10 protein-coding genes are annotated in these 17,629 nt (G+C 65.3%); 5 read left to right on the forward strand and 5 right to left on the reverse strand.

Annotated features, from left to right (window positions below):
* Nucleotides 1-15: 15 nt before the first annotated feature.
* Genes KUV82_RS12610 through KUV82_RS12620 form a run of 3 tightly spaced genes read right to left on the reverse strand, consistent with a single transcriptional unit; the run spans nt 16 to nt 6,508 of the window.
* Nucleotides 16-3,828, reverse strand: a complete 3,813-nt coding sequence (locus tag KUV82_RS12610) for a GMC oxidoreductase (RefSeq protein WP_219954600.1) — start codon at nt 3,826-3,828, stop codon at nt 16-18.
* A complete protein-coding gene (locus tag KUV82_RS12615) occupies nt 3,825-5,261 on the reverse strand; it encodes a metallophosphoesterase (RefSeq protein WP_219954601.1) in 1,437 nt (478 codons plus the stop codon). The genes KUV82_RS12610 and KUV82_RS12615 overlap by 4 nt, the downstream gene beginning before the upstream one ends.
* Nucleotides 5,258-6,508 carry a serine hydrolase domain-containing protein gene (locus tag KUV82_RS12620; protein WP_219954602.1) on the reverse strand — a complete coding sequence of 417 codons (1,251 nt, stop codon included), beginning with the start codon at nt 6,506-6,508 and terminating at the stop codon, nt 5,258-5,260. Before KUV82_RS12620 ends, KUV82_RS12615 begins: the two co-directional genes overlap by 4 nt.
* Nucleotides 6,509-6,677: 169 nt before the next feature.
* On the opposite strand from KUV82_RS12620, the gene KUV82_RS12625 reads away from it, so the two are divergent.
* The gene (locus KUV82_RS12625) at nt 6,678-10,244 is read left to right on the forward strand and encodes a hydantoinase B/oxoprolinase family protein (protein WP_219954603.1); all 3,567 of its coding nucleotides are present in this window, start codon (nt 6,678-6,680) and stop codon (nt 10,242-10,244) included.
* Between the two features lie 9 nt (nt 10,245-10,253).
* On the opposite strand, the gene KUV82_RS12630 is transcribed toward KUV82_RS12625, so the two are convergent.
* The gene (locus KUV82_RS12630; RefSeq protein WP_219954604.1) at nt 10,254-11,675 is read right to left on the reverse strand and encodes an aldehyde dehydrogenase family protein; all 1,422 of its coding nucleotides are present in this window, start codon (nt 11,673-11,675) and stop codon (nt 10,254-10,256) included.
* 131 nt (nt 11,676-11,806) lie between these two features.
* On the opposite strand from KUV82_RS12630, the gene KUV82_RS12635 reads away from it, so the two are divergent.
* Together KUV82_RS12635 and KUV82_RS12640 are read left to right on the forward strand one after the other, a co-directional pair.
* The gene (locus tag KUV82_RS12635; RefSeq protein ID WP_219954605.1) at nt 11,807-12,943 is read left to right on the forward strand and encodes an acyl-CoA dehydrogenase family protein; all 1,137 of its coding nucleotides are present in this window, start codon (nt 11,807-11,809) and stop codon (nt 12,941-12,943) included.
* Nucleotides 12,944-12,954: 11 nt separating this feature from the next.
* Nucleotides 12,955-13,686 (forward strand): acyl-CoA dehydrogenase family protein, encoded by a 732-nt coding sequence (locus KUV82_RS12640; RefSeq protein WP_219954606.1) that lies wholly within the window; start codon nt 12,955-12,957, stop codon nt 13,684-13,686.
* On the opposite strand, the gene KUV82_RS12645 is transcribed toward KUV82_RS12640, so the two are convergent.
* Nucleotides 13,683-14,681 (reverse strand): helix-turn-helix transcriptional regulator, encoded by a 999-nt coding sequence (locus KUV82_RS12645; RefSeq protein WP_219954607.1) that lies wholly within the window; start codon nt 14,679-14,681, stop codon nt 13,683-13,685. The genes KUV82_RS12640 and KUV82_RS12645 overlap by 4 nt on opposite strands.
* Before the next feature lie 85 nt (nt 14,682-14,766).
* On the opposite strand from KUV82_RS12645, the gene cysD reads away from it, so the two are divergent.
* On the forward strand, nt 14,767-15,687 hold the full coding sequence (cysD, locus tag KUV82_RS12650) for a sulfate adenylyltransferase subunit CysD (protein WP_219954608.1): 921 nt from the start codon (nt 14,767-14,769) through the stop codon (nt 15,685-15,687).
* Nucleotides 15,687-17,594, forward strand: a complete 1,908-nt coding sequence (cysN, locus tag KUV82_RS12655; protein WP_219954609.1) for a sulfate adenylyltransferase subunit CysN — start codon at nt 15,687-15,689, stop codon at nt 17,592-17,594. Before cysD ends, cysN begins: the two co-directional genes overlap by 1 nt.
* The last annotated feature ends 35 nt before the right edge of the window (nt 17,595-17,629 follow it).

Raw genomic sequence — 17,629 nt, forward strand, 5'->3', positions numbered from 1 at the left:
ATGCTCTAGCCCGCGTCAGGCCGAGCGCCGGTGCCCCTGCGCATCGACAGCCCGGTCGAGCCACTCGAGCTGCTCCAGGATCACCGGGGTCACGTCGCGGCTGGCCTTGTGGCCGATAAACAGGTCCATGTGGCCATAACCCGGCACGATCCGCTGCTGGTAGAGATCACGCCCGTTCGCATCCTGCAGCCACACACGGGTCCGCTGGCCACTTTCGGGGTAGAAGATCTTGTTTGTCGCCCCCGACAGGAAGCTGATCGGCAGCGCCAGGCGCTTGGCGGCTTCGTCGCTGGTATAGGCGGCGCGGCCCTCGGCATCGACGGCAAGCCCCTCGCGCATGATATCCTGCAGCTGCTCGAACGGCTTCAGCGAAACCCGGCTGAACATGCTGCCGAGTGCAAGGTGCGTATCGTGCCCAAGCTGGTTGTGGTCCCAGCTCGGCCCGAACACGCCGAACACGCGGCGACAGGTCGGGTTCTTGCAGGCCTGCCCGTCGGGCACGGGGATCTGGTAGGCGATCGCGTCGATCTCGTAGTCCGCCTCGCTGCCCTGGCTGACGAAGTCGAGATGCCCGTCGAGCAGCGAGACCTCGCCAAGCGCGCCTGCCACCCCAAGGTCGGCCTTCATGTAGTTCAGCCAGTCGGTCACCGGATGCAGCGTGAGCTGCGAGGAGATGAGTGAGCGCACATGCGTGACCCACCCGGCGCCAAGACCCATGAGTAGGCTCATCGAACCCACGCAATGGGCGATAGCCTGCACGCTGTCCGCACCCGAGACATCGCGCACCTTGGCGATGGCCGCCGACCAGTCATACCGGGCGATGTCGTCGATGGTGAACTCGGGCGGGTTCTCGGTATCGTTGCCCGAATCCGCGCTGGCGCGGTAATCGAACAACCAGACGTCATACCCCTGCGCGACCAGGCTCTCGGTCAGGTTCTCCTCAACCGTCGGAGTGGCGAAACTCGATGCACGGACCGAGAAACCGGGCGCCAGCATGAGCGGCCCGCGCGAACCGCCTCGATAGCGTGTGAGGCCGATGTTGACCCCGTCGCCGGTCGGTACGACATGGCGTTCGGCCGGCGGGAGGCGCATGGTGCGCGCGACCAGATTGGCCGCATCCTTGCCCGGGAAATCGTTGAGCGTTGCCAACATCCCGCCATAGGCGCGGAACACCGTCATCGCGAAGAAGCCCGCGTATTTGGCGACGAAATAGGTCTCGATCGCCTTCTTGGCGCGCGGGATCAGGTTGACGACATGACCCACCAGCGTGTCCGTGTCGTGCACCTCGATCGTGGTCAGCTGGCGCATGAACTCGTCGATGCCTAGCTTGAGTACGCCGCGCCCGATCAGCGCGCCGCTCGCGTCCTCGCCGTGGCGCAGGGTGACGAACAGCGTGGTGAGATCGGTCCAGGGGTCCGAAGCCGTCTGGCCCTGCCCGCGCTGTTCCAGCGTCTTGAAGCCGTGGAAGTGGATCGGTCCCTCCGGCCCTTCCAGCACCATGTCGTAGAGCATCTTCCAGCTTTCGGCCTTCGCCGGATCGGCGACAAGCAGGCGGAAGGTGCCTTCACGAACCGGCAGCGGGTCGGGCGAGATTGCGCTGACCGTCACCGTCCCGGTGATGCGCGAGCGATGCTCCTTTTCCTCGATCATGCGGTGGAGGTTGTCGGTCGTGACCGTCAGCAGGAATTCGCATTCGTTGCCTTCGGTGCGGCCCCAGGCCTCGCCATTGGCGTAGTCGTCGCGGATGCGTTCGGCCTGGTTGCAGGCACGATGATGGCACCCGGTCGCGCTGATATGGCCGGCCATGGTCTCGGTGAAGGAGAGGCCGGGGCTCATCGCTTCGGGATGGTCTTTCACCAGCTGGCGGATGGCCGCCTTGCCCTTGTCGACAGCGCCAGCCTCGAAATGCTTCGCGACGCCTTCGATGCTGCGCGAAACCGGATCGATCGCGTGACCCGCGACCCATTTGGCCACCGACAATTCGAGCTTCGTGCCGAAGTTTGCAGCGACGGGCTCGTCTTCCGCTTCTTCGGCTTCTTCCGGCTCGGGTTCGGGCAGCGGCTCTTCTGCGGCGAGTCCATAATCGATGGTCCAGCCCTGGCGCTGCGCCAGCTTCTCGACCGCGCGTTCGGCCACTGCCGTGATGGTCAGCAGCGGATTGACCCCGACTGCGCCCGGCAGAGCCGCGCCGTCGCACACGTAGAGGCCTTCATGCACCTTGGTGCCATCAGTGCCCGCAAACACACGGCAGCTGTCATCGACCACGCCAAGTGAGGCGTCATCGCCCATTCTGCAGCCCCCGATGGGGTGCACGGTGATCAGCTTCTTGCCGAAGGGATCGCTCCACAGCGGGTCGGAGAAATACTGCGCATCTATCGCCTCGGCGACTTCGCGCATCGTGTCATCATCGCGGCGGAAGCTGCGCTGCTCGCCCGCGCCCTTCCAGTGGATCGCGATGCGGTCATCTTCGAGCGCGAGCTGCCCGCCGGAATCGTCGACGCTCATCACGAGGTAGATCTGCGTGCGCGCCATCGGGCCCTTGTAGGCCCAATCGGCAATGCTTCCCGGATCGGTCTGGACCGCCTCGCCCATCGCTTTCGCATCGAGCAGGCGCGGTTTGACCTGGTCCATGCCGAAGCGGGTAAACCCATCGGCCAGCGCCTCACCGAAGAAGAAAGCAGGAGCCAGCGCGCCGGCGAGAATGCCGGGCGCAACGCCCTCTTCCACGACCAGACCCTTGGTCACATCCTGCGTGCCGCGCATGTCGATGACGCCGGTGATGCAGGGACCGGGGTACGCTTCCTTGGTCACATCGGCCGCGCCCACGCCCATGGCGTAAAGCGGCTTTGCGGTGAGCGTATCACCGTCCTTCTCGGCCTTGAGATAGCTGTCGTAGGCAAAGCCCAGCGCGTCGCCATTGCCCGAGAAGCCTGCGCCAAGGCGGTCGGAAAGCGGCAAGCCCTTCTCGCGCGAGCGCAGCAGGATCTCGGTCGAGCCGATAGCACCGGCTCCGAGGATGACGTGGTCGGCCGTGATGCTTGCCGGCCCCTTCGCTGCATCCTTGCCATTGGGTTCGAGGTGGACGCGCCAGCGCTCGCCTTCGCGTTCGACCCACAGGACCTTGGCCTGCGTGAAGATGTCCGCTCCGTGGTTCGCCGCATCGGGCAGGTAGTTCATCAGCGTCGTGTTCTTCGCGCCGACATTGCAGCCCGAAACACAGTCGCCGCAATTGGTGCAGGCGGGCTGCGGCACGCCGAACTTGTTGAGCTTATCTTCGAAAGTGACGTTGATCGGCGTCTTGTAGAACCGCTCGCCCATGGTCTTGGCCGAATGCTCCAGCGCCTCCAGCTTGCCGAGCGCCGGGTGGCTGTCGGGATAGGGATTGGGGCTGAGCATTTCGCGCGCGCGTTCGTAATAGGGATCGATTTCCTGCGCATGGTCGCGGAACGCAGCCGGCCAGTGCGCCTCGTCGAGCAGACGCTTGTCGAGCTCGAGCGAAACGTTGGCGTTGATCAGCGACGTGCCGCCGAGCCCGCAGCCCACCAGCGCGTACTGGTCATCGTTCACATGCACTTCGAACAGCGCATCAGGATCGCCGATGCGGCCACCCTTGGCGTTGATCTGGACCGCGTCCTGCGCTTCGGAAAGCTTGTTCGGGTACTCGCCCGGCAGACGTTCCTTGCCGCGTTCGAGGACGCAGACATCCTGCCCGGCGCGCGCGAGGCGTGAGGCGGCGACACCGGCCCCGTAGCCCGAACCGATGACTAGGACGGTGTAATGCGACTTGGCCTTGGAGAGGCTCTTCGCGATGCGCTTTTGCATGGTCATTCGGCTGCCTCCCGCAGGACGTCGTTGGATTTGTCGAGCATGGCGCGGACCTTCACATCCGCCTCGTGCTGGATGCGGCCGTGCACGATCTGGGAGAAATCCGCCCAGACATCGGCGGCGCGCGCCACCGCTTCGCCTGCTTCGTCGGCGAGGCGCGAGACGCGCCCGCTACCCTCCACCCGGACCGGAGCCATGGTGCCGTCGGTCGGATCGTTGAACAGGCGCAGCGAGGCCACTTCAAGGTCATCCGACACCAGCATGGCAGCGCAGCCCTGCACCGGCATCAGCGTCGGCTCGTCGAGCACCCAGCCGCCAGTGTTGAAGACGCCGACCGGCAGTTCATAGCCATCGACCCTGAGCTCGTCCTGGAACGGCTTGTGCGTGTGCCCGAACACGAAATTAAGTTCGCGCGGCAGATCGCCAAGCTCGTCTCGCAATTGCGCTGCCATCGGGGTGGACAGGTACCAGCCGATGTCCTCAATCTCCGCTTCGCCCAGCACATGGCCGTAGCCGTCACGCTGGCGCTCAGCGGCGCGGCCGGCGGTCAGGTCGACGCCGGCGTGGATCAGGTTCTCGATCGAAATGCCGTATTTGAGCTGCATCTTGGGATTGATGCCGAGCTTGGAATTGAGCCCGCCGGTGATCCGGCGCGCCATGCTTTCGGCAAAGTCATGGCTCGCTCCGGCGCTCAGCATGGTGGCGTAGAGCGATCCCGCATCGCCGCCGACTTCGCCCGCGCTGCCGAGGTCCGACCAGAGGAAGTCGATCCACGGGCCATTCTCGGCCTCGAGCTGGTGCATGGTGGCAGGGCGCGCTTCGCCATTCTCAAGGAAACCGCGCAGGTTCGACAAGGCGCGGTACATGCCATCGAGGTAGTGTCCGTGGTGCATGACCACCGCCCGGCCGCTGTCTTTGTCGGCAAGGCCCCAGTTGGGATAGGCGATCCGCACGCTGGCACCGGCGAGATGCGGGCGGTGGGCGATCAGCGATTCCATCAGGCGGCAGGTGTGGTTGGGCCGGCCGATGATCTTGGTCACATGTTCGAGGTCGCGCGGGATTTCGCCGCCCTGAAGCGCGTTGATGAAGCAGTGATCCTGCGCCATGCGCCACAGGTGGTGGTCGTGATTGCCCGCCACATAGACGATCTCGCGGCTGAACAGCTCGCGGCCATCCTTCGGGAAGAAGGCATCAAGCAGCTGGAGGAAGCTGTTCGACACATCGCCGAAGGGCGACAGGCCAAGATCGAGCGCGTCGCCGAGCAGAACCAGCTGGGGTTTCTCATCTGCGCGAAGGGTCGCCTTGAGGCCTTCGGCAAAGGCGGACAGGACCCTGGAGGGGCCATCGATGATCTCGCTCGCTGCGTTGACATGGGTCAGCAAGCTGTCGCGCGCTCCGAGGTGGAGGTCCGACAGGACGATCTGGGCAATGCTCATGCGTTCATCTCCAGGCAGGCATAGAAGGCGTCGCGCACGATTTTCTCGCGCGGATCGTCCCATTTTCCGGTTCCGAGTTGGTTGGTGATCCAGGCGTAGGCCACGCCGTCGTCGGGGTCGGCGAAGGCTAGGCTGCCGCCCACGGCAAAACTGCCGAAGGCGCTGCGGGTGCGGGCGTATTCCCACTCGCTGAACGGTTTTTCAAAGCCGTAGGAATAATACATGTCGGCGGTGAGGATCTGGTCCTTGAGGCCGCCGCTGGGATAGGCATGGCCCTGCTTGAGCGTGTCCATCACCTCATCGGTGACGCCCAGCGCCTCCCCGCCTTCGGCAAAGGCGTTGTAGAGCGCGGCAAGCCCGCGGGCCGACGCCATGCCTCCGGCAGCGCCCTGACCCACGCGCCAGAATGCCTCGCAATCGAGGGCACCGGGCCCTTCTAGGATCAGCGGGTTGTTGAGCGTGCGGAAGGCGAGCGTCCCCGGCAGGCACATCTTGAAGGTTAGCGGCCAGGGCATGGTCGTGTGGTGGATGAAGAGATCCTGCAGCCCGAAGCCCTGGATGCGCGCGATCCGCTCGCGCTCGAAGCTGTCGGGCAGGCCGAGGAAGACATCGGCGCCGAGCGGGCCTGCGATCTCCTCGTTGAAGAAGCACGGTAGGCGGCGCCCTTCGGGGTCGCGGCGATGGATCAGCTCGCTGGCGATCCAGCCCAGCGTGTAGGCGTGGTTGCCCGAATAGCGGCCCGGCGCCCAATTGGGTTTCTGGCGCGCGATGGCGGCGCAGATGGTTTCCTCGTCACCGATCGCGTCGAGGGTGAGCTTGTGATCAATCGCGGCAAGGCCCGCCTGTTCGGACAGGGCTTCGCCTACAGTGATCGAGCCTTTGCCATGCGCGGCGAATTCGGGCCAGATGTCGGCCACCGGCTCGTCATAGGCGAACAGGCCGCGCGACACGGCGACGGCAGCGGCCATGCCAGTGAGGCCCTTGGTAAGCGAATAGACGAGCGCGATGTCGTCACACTGCCAGGCCTGCGTGCGCGCTTTTTCGCGCCAGCCGCCCTGGAGATCGACCACTATCTCGCCCCGGTGAATGATGGTGCAGGCCGCCCCCAGCGCCGTCTGTGCCTGGATCGCGGAAGCAAAGGCATTCGCTACCGGTTCGAAACCGGGTGCGACGTAGCCGCGGGTCCATTCGTCGACAGGTGAAGAGTGCTTTGTGTGCTGCGCTTGCGCGCGATCGGACTGCTGCATCGATGCCCCCCATTTGCGCGGGGCCCAAGCCCCGTATTCCGCAGCGTCAGGGGCTATCGAAAAATGGTTAACGCGGAGTAAGGGGCTGCACCGATAACCTTGCCCTGCCTCGATTTTTTGCCGCAGGAAGCGTTTGTATTGCCGCGCCGGGCGTGCAAATCCGGCAGGCATGAGCAGCGGTAGCGCATCTGGAGCCTGGCGTTTCGCCGTCGACCGTGGCGGGACGTTCACCGATGTCGTCGCGCTGACGCCCGATGGCCGGCTGGTCACCGACAAGCTGCTGTCCGAAAATCCGGGCCAATACGCCGATGCCGCGAGCGAGGCGGTGCGCCGCCTGATGCAGCGTCACGGCGAAGGGCCGATTGCCGAGATGCGCGTAGGCACGACGGTCGCCACCAACGCGCTGCTGGAACGCAAGGGCGAGCGCCTTGCGCTGGCGATTACCGAGGGTTTCCGCGACGCTCTGCGGATCGGCAACCAGGCACGGCCGGATATCTTTGCGCGGCATATCGTCCTGCCCGAGCAGCTTCCCAGCCATGTGATCGAAATTTCCGAGCGGGTTTCGGCGACTGGCGAGGTGCTGACACCGCTCGATGACGACCGGGCCCGCGCCCAGTTCGAACAGCTCCGCCAGGACGGCTTCGACGCACTTGCCATCGTCCTTTTGCACGGATGGCTCTACCGCGATCACGAGGAGCACCTGGCCGCCCTCGCCCGCGAAGCCGGCTTCACGCAGGTCAGCGTCAGCCACGAGGTCGCGCCGCTCATCCGCATCGTCCCGCGGGGCGATACGACCGTGGTCGATGCCTATCTGTCCCCGGTGCTGCGCCGCTACACCGACGGGCTGCAAGGAGGCCTGCCTGAAACCGGAGCCCTGCGGTTCATGCAGTCCAACGGAGGACTGGCCGAAGTCGGCGCCTTCCGGGGCAAGGACGCCATCCTTTCAGGCCCGGCAGGCGGCGTTGTCGGCATGGTCGCCGCCAGTGCGCCGCTCGGGCACACAAAGCTGATCGGCTTCGACATGGGCGGGACGAGCACGGACGTCGCCCACTACGCCGGCGATTACGAGCTGACCGGCGACAGCGTTGTCGCCGGCGTGCGGGTGGCCGCGCCGATGATGCATATCCACACCGTCGCGGCGGGCGGCGGCTCGATCTGCCAGTACGACGGCGGGCGCTTCCGCGTCGGTCCGGACAGCGCCGGCGCCGATCCCGGCCCGGCCTGCTACCGCAAGGGCGGCCCGCTGACGGTCACCGATTGCAATCTCTTCCTCGGTCGCATCGACCCCGCCTTCTTCCCGCATGTCTTCGGGCCGGACGGCACCGCACCGCTCGACAGGGACGCCGCGCGGCAGCGGTTGGAAGAGATTGCCGAGCGCCTTCCCGAGACAACGTCGCTCGAGGAGATCGCCGAAGGCTTCCTCGCCATCGCGGTCGACAATATGGCCAACGCGATCCGCAAGATCAGCGTAGCACGCGGGCATGATGTGACGGCCTACGCGCTCGCCTGCTTTGGCGGTGCGGGCGGGCAGCACGCGTGCCGTGTGGCCGATGCGCTGGGCATGGAGACGGTGCTGGTCCATCCGCTGGCAGGCATCCTGTCGGCCTATGGCATCGGCATCGCACCCATGAAGGTGATCCGCGAGGCAAGCCTCGTGCGTCCGCTCAGCGAAGACCTCGCCGAAGCGCTCAAGCCTCTGGAAGAGGAGGCGCGGGCAGCGCTGGTCGGTCAGGGCATTCCGGCAAGCGCGATCACCCTTACCCGCAGCGCGCGCTTGCGCTTCGAAGGCAGCGACAGCCTGCTGACCATCGCCTGCGGCCAACGCGACGCCATGGCGAGCGATTTCCGCGCCCTGCATCGCCAGCGCTTCGGCTATTCCGATGAAGAGGCGCCGATCATTGTCGAAGCGCTGAGCGTGGAAGCCAGCGGATCGGCGGGCGGCCTTGGCGAGGCGGTTGCGGAGCCCGCGGAGGTCCGCGCGCAAGCCTCGGGCAGCTGGCCCACGCGCGACCGCGCTTCGATGCGGGAGGGGGAGAGCGTGCAGGGCCCCGCCCTCATCATCGACCCGTCATCCACCACGGTTATCGAGAAGGGGTGGGAAGCGACCCGCGCGGAGGATGGCAGCCTCGTCCTCTCTCGCGCCCAAGCCGCCGAACGCGCGGCCGCCGTCGGAACGCAAGTCGACCCGGTCCGGCTCGAGATCTTCAACAACCTCTTCATGGCGATTGCCGAGGAGATGGGCGTTGTCCTGCAAGCCACCGCCACTTCGGTGAACATCAAAGAGCGGCTCGATTTCTCCTGCGCGCTGTTCGATCGCCAAGGCGCTCTAATCGCAAACGCACCTCACATCCCGGTGCACCTCGGCAGCATGGGCGACAGCGTTGCGCGGGTCATCGAGGCGCGGGGCGCTGCGCGCGACGGGCGCGGTTTCAAGCGCGGCGATGCCTATGTCCTCAACGACCCCTATCGCGGCGGCACGCACCTGCCCGACATCACGGTCATCGTGCCGGTGTTCTTCGAGGCCGAAAGCGCCGAACCCGACGCTTTTGTCGCTGCGCGCGGGCACCATTCGGACATCGGCGGCATCGCGCCCGGCTCCATGCCGCCCGAAAGCCGCACGATCGAGGACGAGGGCGTCCTTATCGACAACGTCCTGCTCGTCGACGAAGGGCGCTTCTGCGAGACAGAGATGCGCGCCCTGCTCGCCTCGGCAACCCATCCGGCGCGCAATCCGGACCGCAACCTTTCGGACCTCAGAGCCCAGCTTGCCGCCTGCACGCGGGGCATGGAATTGCTCGCGGCAACCACGCGCGAACAGGGCGGAGCGGTGATCACCGCATACATGGATCACGTCCTCGCCAACGCCGAAGAGAGCGTGCGCCGCCTGCTCGACCGGCTGGAGGACGGCGCGTTTGCCTATCCCATGGACAACGGCGCGGTAGTGAAGGTCTCCATCCGGATCGACCGCGAGCGGCGCGCGGCAACCTTCGATTTCTCGGGCACAAGCGACCAGCTGCCCGGCAACTTCAACGCGCCCAAGTCGATCACCCGGGCCGCCGCACTCTATGTCGTGCGCACGCTGATCGACGACGCGATCCCGATGAACGACGGGTGCCTCCGCCCGATCGAGCTGGTCGTGCCGGAAGGCTCCATGCTCAATCCAAATCCCGGCGCAGCCGTCGTGGCCGGCAATGTCGAGACGAGCCAGGTGGTCACCGATGCGCTGTTCGCCGCGACCGGCCGGCTGGCGCCGAGCCAGGGCACGATGAACAACTTCACCTTCGGCAATTCCGATCACCAGTATTACGAGACGATATGCGGCGGTTCGGGCGCTGGAATAGACCATCCGGGCACCAGCGCGGTCCAGACGCACATGACCAATTCGCGCCTGACCGACCCGGAGATCCTGGAAACACGGCTACCGGTGAGGCTTGATCGTTTCGCCATCCGCGAAGGCTCTGGCGGGGAAGGCGCATATTCCGGCGGAAACGGCGTCGAACGGCGCATCACCTTCCTCGAAGCGATGCGCGCCAACATGCTCGCCAACAGGCGCGAAGTGGCGCCGAAGGGCATCTGTGGTGGGGTCGATGCAGCGCCGGGACGCAACTGGGTCGAGCGGGCCGACGGCACGTGCGAGGAAATCGGCGCGACCGGGTCGGCCGACATGAAGCCCGGCGATGCCTTTGTGATCCTGACACCGGGCGGAGCAGGCTTCGGCCCGCCCCGCCCGGACTAGGAGACCCTATCAGACGGCCGCGTCGCGCTTGACCGTGATGACCTGCGGATAAGTGAATTCCTTCAAGCCATCGATGCCGTATTCGGCGCCGAAGCCCGACTGCTTGTGCCCGCCGAAAGGTGCGAAGGGCGACAGCTGCATGAATTCGTTGATCCACACCGTGCCGGTTTCGAGCTGCTCGGCAATCTCGACGCCCTTTTCGGTGTCCTTGGTCCAGACCGCGCCGGCAAGGCCGTATTCCGAATTGTTCGCGCGCTCGATGACTTCATCAACGCTTTCGAACTTCATCAGCGGCATGACCGGACCGAACTGTTCCTCGGCCACGATGCGCGCGTCTTCGGGCGGATTGTCGAGGATCGTGATCGGCACGTAATAACCTGTGCCCGAGGGATCCTTGTCGCCGCCGGTAAGGAACTTGTAGCCATTGTCCTTGGCGTCCTGGATCAGCTCCAGCACGCGCTCGTACTGCTTCTTGTTCTGGATCGGGCCGACGCCCGTGCCCTGCTGCGAGCCATCGCCCACGACGACGGTCTTGGCGTATTCGGCGATCGCCTTGGACAAATCGTCATAGATGTCCTGGTGGATGTAGACACGCTTGGCCGCGATGCAGACCTGGCCGGCGTTGGAGAAGCTCGACCAGAACAGCTGTTCAGCCACCTTCTCGACATCGGCATCCGGCAGCACGATCGAGGCGTCGTTGCCGCCGAGTTCAAGCGTGATGCGCTTCAAATCGCCGCTGGCGCCTTCCATGATCTTCTTGCCGGTAGCGGTCGAGCCGGTGAAGGTGATCTTGTCGATGTCCGGATGCTCGGTAATCATCGGACCGAGATTGTCTTCGCCCGTGATGATGTTGACGGTCCCTGCCGGGACCACGTCCTTGATCAGCTCGGCAATCCGCAGCGTGGTCAGCGGCGTGAAGGGCGAAGGCTTCAGCACGATGGTGCAGCCGGCGACCAGCGCGGGCACGATCTTCTGGATCGCCATCATGATCGGGAAATTCCACGGCACAATGCCGCCGACCACGCCCACCGGAACGCGGCGGGTGCGCGACAGACGCGTGTCATCGTCCTGGTTGATGACGTCGTCGAGCGTCAGCGTCGACTGCGCGGCGGCAAGACCGGCAGCGCCGTAAATCTCCTGCTGCGCCTGCGCGTGCGGCTTGCCCTGCTCGGTCGTCAGGAGGCGGAAAAGCTCGTCAGCGTTGTCCTTGATCGCGGCGGCAATGCCCTGGACGACCTTCTGGCGTTCTTCCTGGCTGGTCTTCTTCCAGTCCTTGAAGGCGCGGCGGGCGGCGGCGACGGCGCGGTCGAGCTCGTCCTTGCCGCATGCCGGCACGCGTCCGACCACCTGTTCGTTGGCGGGGTTCAGAACCTCCAGCCACTCGCCATTGTCGACCATCTCACCGTCGATCAGGTTCTTGTAGTCGGTCATTGTCTCTCTCCTCTCGCGATTCCGGGGGGATTCGTCTCTCTCCCGCACACTGTCGGGATTCGTTGCTCGATGCAACGGGTCTTGCGGTGCGGCGGTAAATTGGTGAGAGGTACGGGCGAGAGAGGATTTCGATGCAGACATTCGCGACCGAAGTGGTCGATTGGCCCGATACCGCCCCTGCCCTGCGCGAGCAGGTCCGCGCGCTGGTGGCCGAGCATGGCGAGCCGGATCCGGTGCGCCGCGCCAACAGCTGGACCAAGGCCGATCCCGCGTTCAGCCGCCGGCTGGGCGAAGCGGGTCTGCTCGGCATGACTTGGCCAAAGGAATACGGCGGCCACGAACGCAGCCAGCTCGAACGCTATGTGGTGATCGAGGAGCTGCTGGCGGCCGGCGCACCGGTCGGGGCGCACTGGATCGCCGACCGGCAAAGCGCGCCGCTGCTACTGCGCCTCGGCAATGACGAGCTGAAAGAGCGTTGGGTCCCGGCCATTGCGCGCGGCGAGGCGTTCGCCTGCATCGGCCTCAGCGAGCCGGGATCGGGATCCGATCTTGCCTCGGTCCGCACCGCCGCGCGGCGCGATGGCGATGGCTGGGTGCTCAATGGCCAAAAGGTCTGGACCACCGGCGCGCATGTCAGCCATTTCATGATCGCACTGGTGCGCACCGAAGCGGGTAGCGAGCGGCAAGCGGGCCTCTCGCAGCTTGTCATCCCGATGGATGCCCCAGGCGTCAGCGTGAAGCCGATCATCGATCTCACCGGCGCGCACGAGTTCAACGAAGTGTTCTTCGAGGACGTCCGCCTGCCCGACAGCGCCCTGCTTGGCGTGGAAGGCGAGGGATGGAAGCAGGCGACCGCCGAACTCTCGCTCGAACGATCTGGCCCGGAGCGTTACCTGTCCTCGATGGCGCTGTTTCTCGAGCTCGTTCGCTATGCCGGGCCCCAGGATAACCCCGCGCTGGAGGAGCTGGTCGGACGGCTCGCGGCAGAGGCCTGGACGCTGCGCCTGATGAGCGCCTCGGTAGCGGCCAAACTGGCGCGCGGCGAAGACCCGGCGCTGGAGGCAACCATGGTCAAGGACCTTGGCAATTCCTACGAGCAGGCGATTCCCCAGCTGGTCCAGGCCGCGGTCGATTTCGGGCACAACGAGAGCGCCGCGCTGCGCGCCGTGTGCTTCTACCTTCTCCAGGTCAGCCCCAGCTTTTCGCTGCGCGGGGGGACACGCGAGATCATCAAGGGCATCATTGCCCGGGGGCTGGGGCTTCGATGAAGGACTCTGGGATGAGCGACACCCGCCGCATGCTGGCCGAAACGGCCGATCCGCTGTTCGCCGAACTCGGGCCGGGTGCCACGGCAGAGCGCGATGGCGACCGGCTCGACGAACTTGGCTTGCCTCTGCTCATGGTGTCCGAGGCCGATGGAGGCTTCGGCGGCACCTGGCTCGATGCGCTGACCGTGTTCCGGCTCGCCGGGTACCATGGGCTTGGCATCGATCTGCCGCGGATGGTCGTTGCCCGGATCGCCGCTGAAGAAGACGAGCGGTTCTTCCACCTCATGGCCTTTGCCCGCGCGGCGCAGATTGCCGGCGCGCTCGACGCAGCGCTCGCCATGGTGGTGGGCTACGTCAACGACCGCCAGCAGTTCGGGCGCCCCCTCGGCAAGTTCCAGGCCGTGCAGCAATCACTCGCCACCTTCGCCTGCGAGGCGGCGGCGGCGAATTGCGCCGCTGTCGGGGCCGCGCAGGCGCTCGATGAAGGGGATGCGGAATTCGAAATCGCTGCCGCCAAGCTGCGCGCGAACCGCGCGGTCGAAGTGGGCACTACGGTCGCGCACCAGGTTCACGGCGCCATCGGCTTCACGCAGGAATACGCGCTGCACGACCTGACCCGGCCCCTGTGGCAGTGGCGGTCCGAGTTCGGGAACGACGCCTATTGGGCGCGCCGCCTGGGGAAAGACGTGATCGCGCGCGGGGCCGACCACTTCTGGCCCGATCTCACCGCGCGCACCGATTAAGCCAGCGCCAGTACCCCGGTGAGGATATTGCGCACCAGGTCCACCTGTCCGCGCGCGCCGGTCTTGGCGTAGATCTTCTTCGAGTAGTAGCGCGCCGTCTCCAGCGTCAGGCCGTGCGCCTCGGCCGCCTCGGCAATCGAGAGACCCTGCGCCAGCGACCACGCCAGCCGCGCTTCGGCGGGCGTTAGGTCGAACAGGTCGACCAGCTGCTCGTGCCGGTCGGCGCTCGATGAGCGGTCACCGCGAAGGTAGACGACAGCCACGGCGCGCCCTTCGCCTGCCAGCGCGTCGAGCCGCATCGGCGCGACCAGGATATCGATCCAGGGATCCTGGCTGATATTGATCGCGCGCGGACGATGCCGGCGGTCAGCGGCCATGGCCTTGGCCAGCGCCGTCAACTGGCGATCGACCGCGGGGGCAGAGGGGATGAGGCGGTCGTAGGGCCCTTTGCGCAAGGCGCCCGAGCGCTCGAGGAAGCGTTGCGCCTGCGGATCGCAGTCGACGATCCGGCAGCGCTCGTCGATCGCGATCCAGCCGAAATTCATTCGCCTGAACGCCTCGGCGCTGACCGAGGCACGGCTGCGTTCGCGTTCGAGCGAGGCGAGCACCCGCAGCGCGACCCGCAAATGCGGGGCAAGCGCCGACAGGAGGCTCGCCAGCTCGGCTCCCGGCGCGCCGGGTGCATGGACGGCAAGGGTCAGAGATAGCGCTTCGGCCTCGACGCGGATGGCGCGCAGCGTTTCGGCGGTACTGCCGATCTCCGCGCCGGAGTAGACGCGGCCGTCCCGCATGCCCGCCTTGCCGAGATCGAGCGGATCGCCATCTCGCAAAGTAATGTCCTCGCTCTCGCCCGCCCCGCTGATCCGGATCATCACCGAATCGGCCGCGCAGGCACGGCGCAGCTGGCGCAGGAAAGAGAGCCACATCGGCTGCTCGAACATGCCCGAATGCAGGGGCACGAGCAGCTCGGTCTCACCAAGATTGGGAATACGCATGCGCGGATCGTAGCACCTCCCATATGGGAGGTCCATTCATGCTGCGCTGCGGTATTGCCCGCTGCGAGACTTGCGGAGCCTATACATGATCGACGCGAAGACACTGACCCACCTCCAGCGGCTCGAAGCCGAAAGCATCCACATCATGCGTGAAGTGGCTGCCGAAGCGGAAAAGCCGGTAATGCTCTATTCGATCGGCAAGGACAGCGCCGTCATGCTGCACCTCGCCAAGAAGGCGTTTTACCCCTCGCCGCCGCCCTTCCCGCTGATGCATGTCGACACGACCTGGAAGTTCCAGGACATGTACGCCCTGCGCGAGAAAAGCGCGGAAGAAGCTGGCATGGAGCTGATCGTCCACCAGAACCCGGAGGCCAAGGAACGCGGCATCAACCCGTTCGACCACGGCCCGCTCCACACCGACATGTGGAAGACCGAAGGGCTCAAGCAGGCGCTCGACAAGTACGGCTTCGACGCGGCCTTCGGCGGCGCCCGCCGCGACGAGGAGAAGAGCCGCGCCAAGGAGCGCATCTTCTCCTTCCGCACCGCCAGCCACGGCTGGGACCCGAAGAACCAGCGCCCCGAGCTGTGGAACCTCTACAATTCGCGCAAGAAGAAGGGCGAGAGCATTCGCGTGTTCCCGCTGTCCAACTGGACCGAGCTCGACATCTGGCAGTACATCATGGCGGAGAACATCGAGATCGTGCCGCTCTACTTCAGCGCCAAGCGCCCGACGTTCGAGCACGAGGGCGGCCTGTTCATGGCCGACGATCTCGACCGTCTCGAGAAGGTCATGGGCTACCGCCCGGAAATCACCGAACGCTCGATCCGCTTCCGCACGCTGGGCTGCTTCCCGCTGACCGGCGCTGTCGAAAGCGAAGCTGCCACGCTGCAGGAAGTGGTGCAGGAAATGCTCCTCACCACCACCAGCGAGCGCCAGGGCCGCGTGATCGACAAGGACGCGGGTGACGCGTCGATGGAGAAGAAGAAGCAGGAGGGCTATTTCTGATGACCGACCCCGTCTACAAGACCGACGCCCTCATTGCCGAGGACATCGAGGCCTATCTCGACCAGCACCAGAACAAGTCGATGCTGCGTTTCATCACCTGCGGCAGCGTGGATGACGGCAAATCGACCCTGATCGGCCGCCTGCTCTACGATTCGAAGATGATCTTCGAAGACCAGCTGGCCGCGCTCGAAAACGACAGCAAGAAGGTCGGCACGCAGGGGCAGGAGATCGACTTCGCCCTGCTCGTCGACGGCCTCGCCGCCGAGCGCGAACAGGGCATCACGATCGACGTCGCCTACCGCTTTTTCGCGACCGAGAAGCGCAAGTTCATCGTTGCCGACTGCCCGGGTCACGAGCAGTACACGCGCAACATGGTGACCGGCGCATCGACCGCCGATTGCGCCGTCATCCTGATCGACGCGCGTAAGGGCGTGCTCGTCCAGACCCGCCGCCACAGCTTCCTGTGCCACCAGCTCGGCATCAAGAACCTGGTGCTGGCGGTGAACAAGATGGACCTGATCGGCTACGACCAGGAAAAGTACGACGCGATCGTCGCCGACTACAAGGAATTCGCCGAAAGCATCGGTATCGAAAGCTTCACGGCGATCCCGATGTCGGGCCTTGCTGGCGACAACATCACCACCCGTTCGGACAACACCGGCTGGTATGACGGCCCCGTCCTGATCGACCATCTTGAAACGATGGAAGTGAACAACACGGCCAGCCAGGCAAAGCCGTTCCGCATGCCGGTGCAGTGGGTGAACCGCCCCAACCTCGACTTCCGCGGCTTCTCCGGCCAGATCGCAACCGGCACCGTCAAGCCAGGCGACGAACTGCGTTCGCTTCCCTCGGGCAAGACCAGCAAGGTAAAGTCGATCGTCACCATGGATGGCGAGCTCGATGATGCCGTGGCCGGCCAGTCGGTCACCATCACGCTCGAAGACGAGATCGACTGCTCGCGCGGCGACGTGCTGGCGACAGCCGACAGTCCGCCCGAAGTCGCCGACCAGTTCGAAAGCACCATCGTATGGATGGACGACGAACCGCTGGTCGTGGGCCGTGCCTACTGGCTCAAGCTCGGCACCCAGATGGTCAGCGTGACCGTCGCCGAGCCGAAGTACGAGATCGACGTCAACACGATGGAGCACCTCGCTTCCTCGACACTGCATCTCAACCAGATCGGCGTGTGCGAGATCACCACCGACAAGCGCATCGTGTTCGATCCCTACGCGGAAAACCGCGCGCTCGGCGGTTTCATCCTGATCGACAAGATCACCAACCACACGGTGGGTGCAGGCATGCTGCACTTCAGCCTGCGCCGCTCGCAGAACGTCCACTGGCAGCCGACCGACATCACGCGTGAACACCACGCGCAGATGAAGAACCAGACGCCGCGCGTGCTGTGGTTCACCGGCCTGTCGGGTTCAGGCAAGTCGACCATCGCCAACGAGGTGGAGAAGAAGCTGGCGATCATGAACCGCCACACCTTCCTGCTCGATGGCGACAACGTGCGCCACGGTCTCAACAAGGACCTCGGCTTTACCGAAAGCGACCGGATCGAGAACATCCGCCGCGTGGGCGAAGTCGCCAAGCTGATGACCGATGCGGGCCTCATCGTCCTCACCGCCTTCATCTCGCCCTTCCGGGCCGACCGGAAGCTGGTGCGCGACATGATCGATGGCGGCGAGTTCATCGAAATCCATGTCGACACCCCGCTGGAAGTGGCGGAGGAGCGCGATGTGAAGGGCCTCTACAAGAAGGCCCGTTCGGGTGAACTGAAGAACTTCACCGGGATCGACAGCCCCTATGAAGCGCCGGAGGATCCGGAGATCCGGGTCAACACGGTCGAGATGACGCCGGAAGAAGCGGCGGATTACATCATCTCGAAGATCCTGCCGCTGAAGTAAGCGCAAACGAAAAGGGGCGGCTCACGGGCCGCCCC

It is taken from the genome of Qipengyuania flava, from assembly GCF_019448255.1.
GTDB classification, from domain to species: Bacteria; Pseudomonadota; Alphaproteobacteria; order Sphingomonadales; family Sphingomonadaceae; genus Qipengyuania; species Qipengyuania flava_A.

Coding starts and splice junctions, on each gene's coding strand:
- KUV82_RS12610 (WP_219954600.1), bottom strand. CDS start 3,828: ATGACCATGCAAAAGCGCATCGCGAAGAGCCTCTCCAAGGCCAAGTCG.
- KUV82_RS12615 (WP_219954601.1), bottom strand. CDS start 5,261: ATGAGCATTGCCCAGATCGTCCTGTCGGACCTCCACCTCGGAGCGCGC.
- KUV82_RS12620 (WP_219954602.1), bottom strand. CDS start 6,508: ATGCAGCAGTCCGATCGCGCGCAAGCGCAGCACACAAAGCACTCTTCA.
- KUV82_RS12625 (WP_219954603.1), top strand. CDS start 6,678: ATGAGCAGCGGTAGCGCATCTGGAGCCTGGCGTTTCGCCGTCGACCGT.
- KUV82_RS12630 (WP_219954604.1), bottom strand. CDS start 11,675: ATGACCGACTACAAGAACCTGATCGACGGTGAGATGGTCGACAATGGC.
- KUV82_RS12635 (WP_219954605.1), top strand. CDS start 11,807: ATGCAGACATTCGCGACCGAAGTGGTCGATTGGCCCGATACCGCCCCT.
- KUV82_RS12640 (WP_219954606.1), top strand. CDS start 12,955: ATGAGCGACACCCGCCGCATGCTGGCCGAAACGGCCGATCCGCTGTTC.
- KUV82_RS12645 (WP_219954607.1), bottom strand. CDS start 14,681: ATGCGTATTCCCAATCTTGGTGAGACCGAGCTGCTCGTGCCCCTGCAT.
- cysD (WP_219954608.1), top strand. CDS start 14,767: ATGATCGACGCGAAGACACTGACCCACCTCCAGCGGCTCGAAGCCGAA.
- cysN (WP_219954609.1), top strand. CDS start 15,687: ATGACCGACCCCGTCTACAAGACCGACGCCCTCATTGCCGAGGACATC.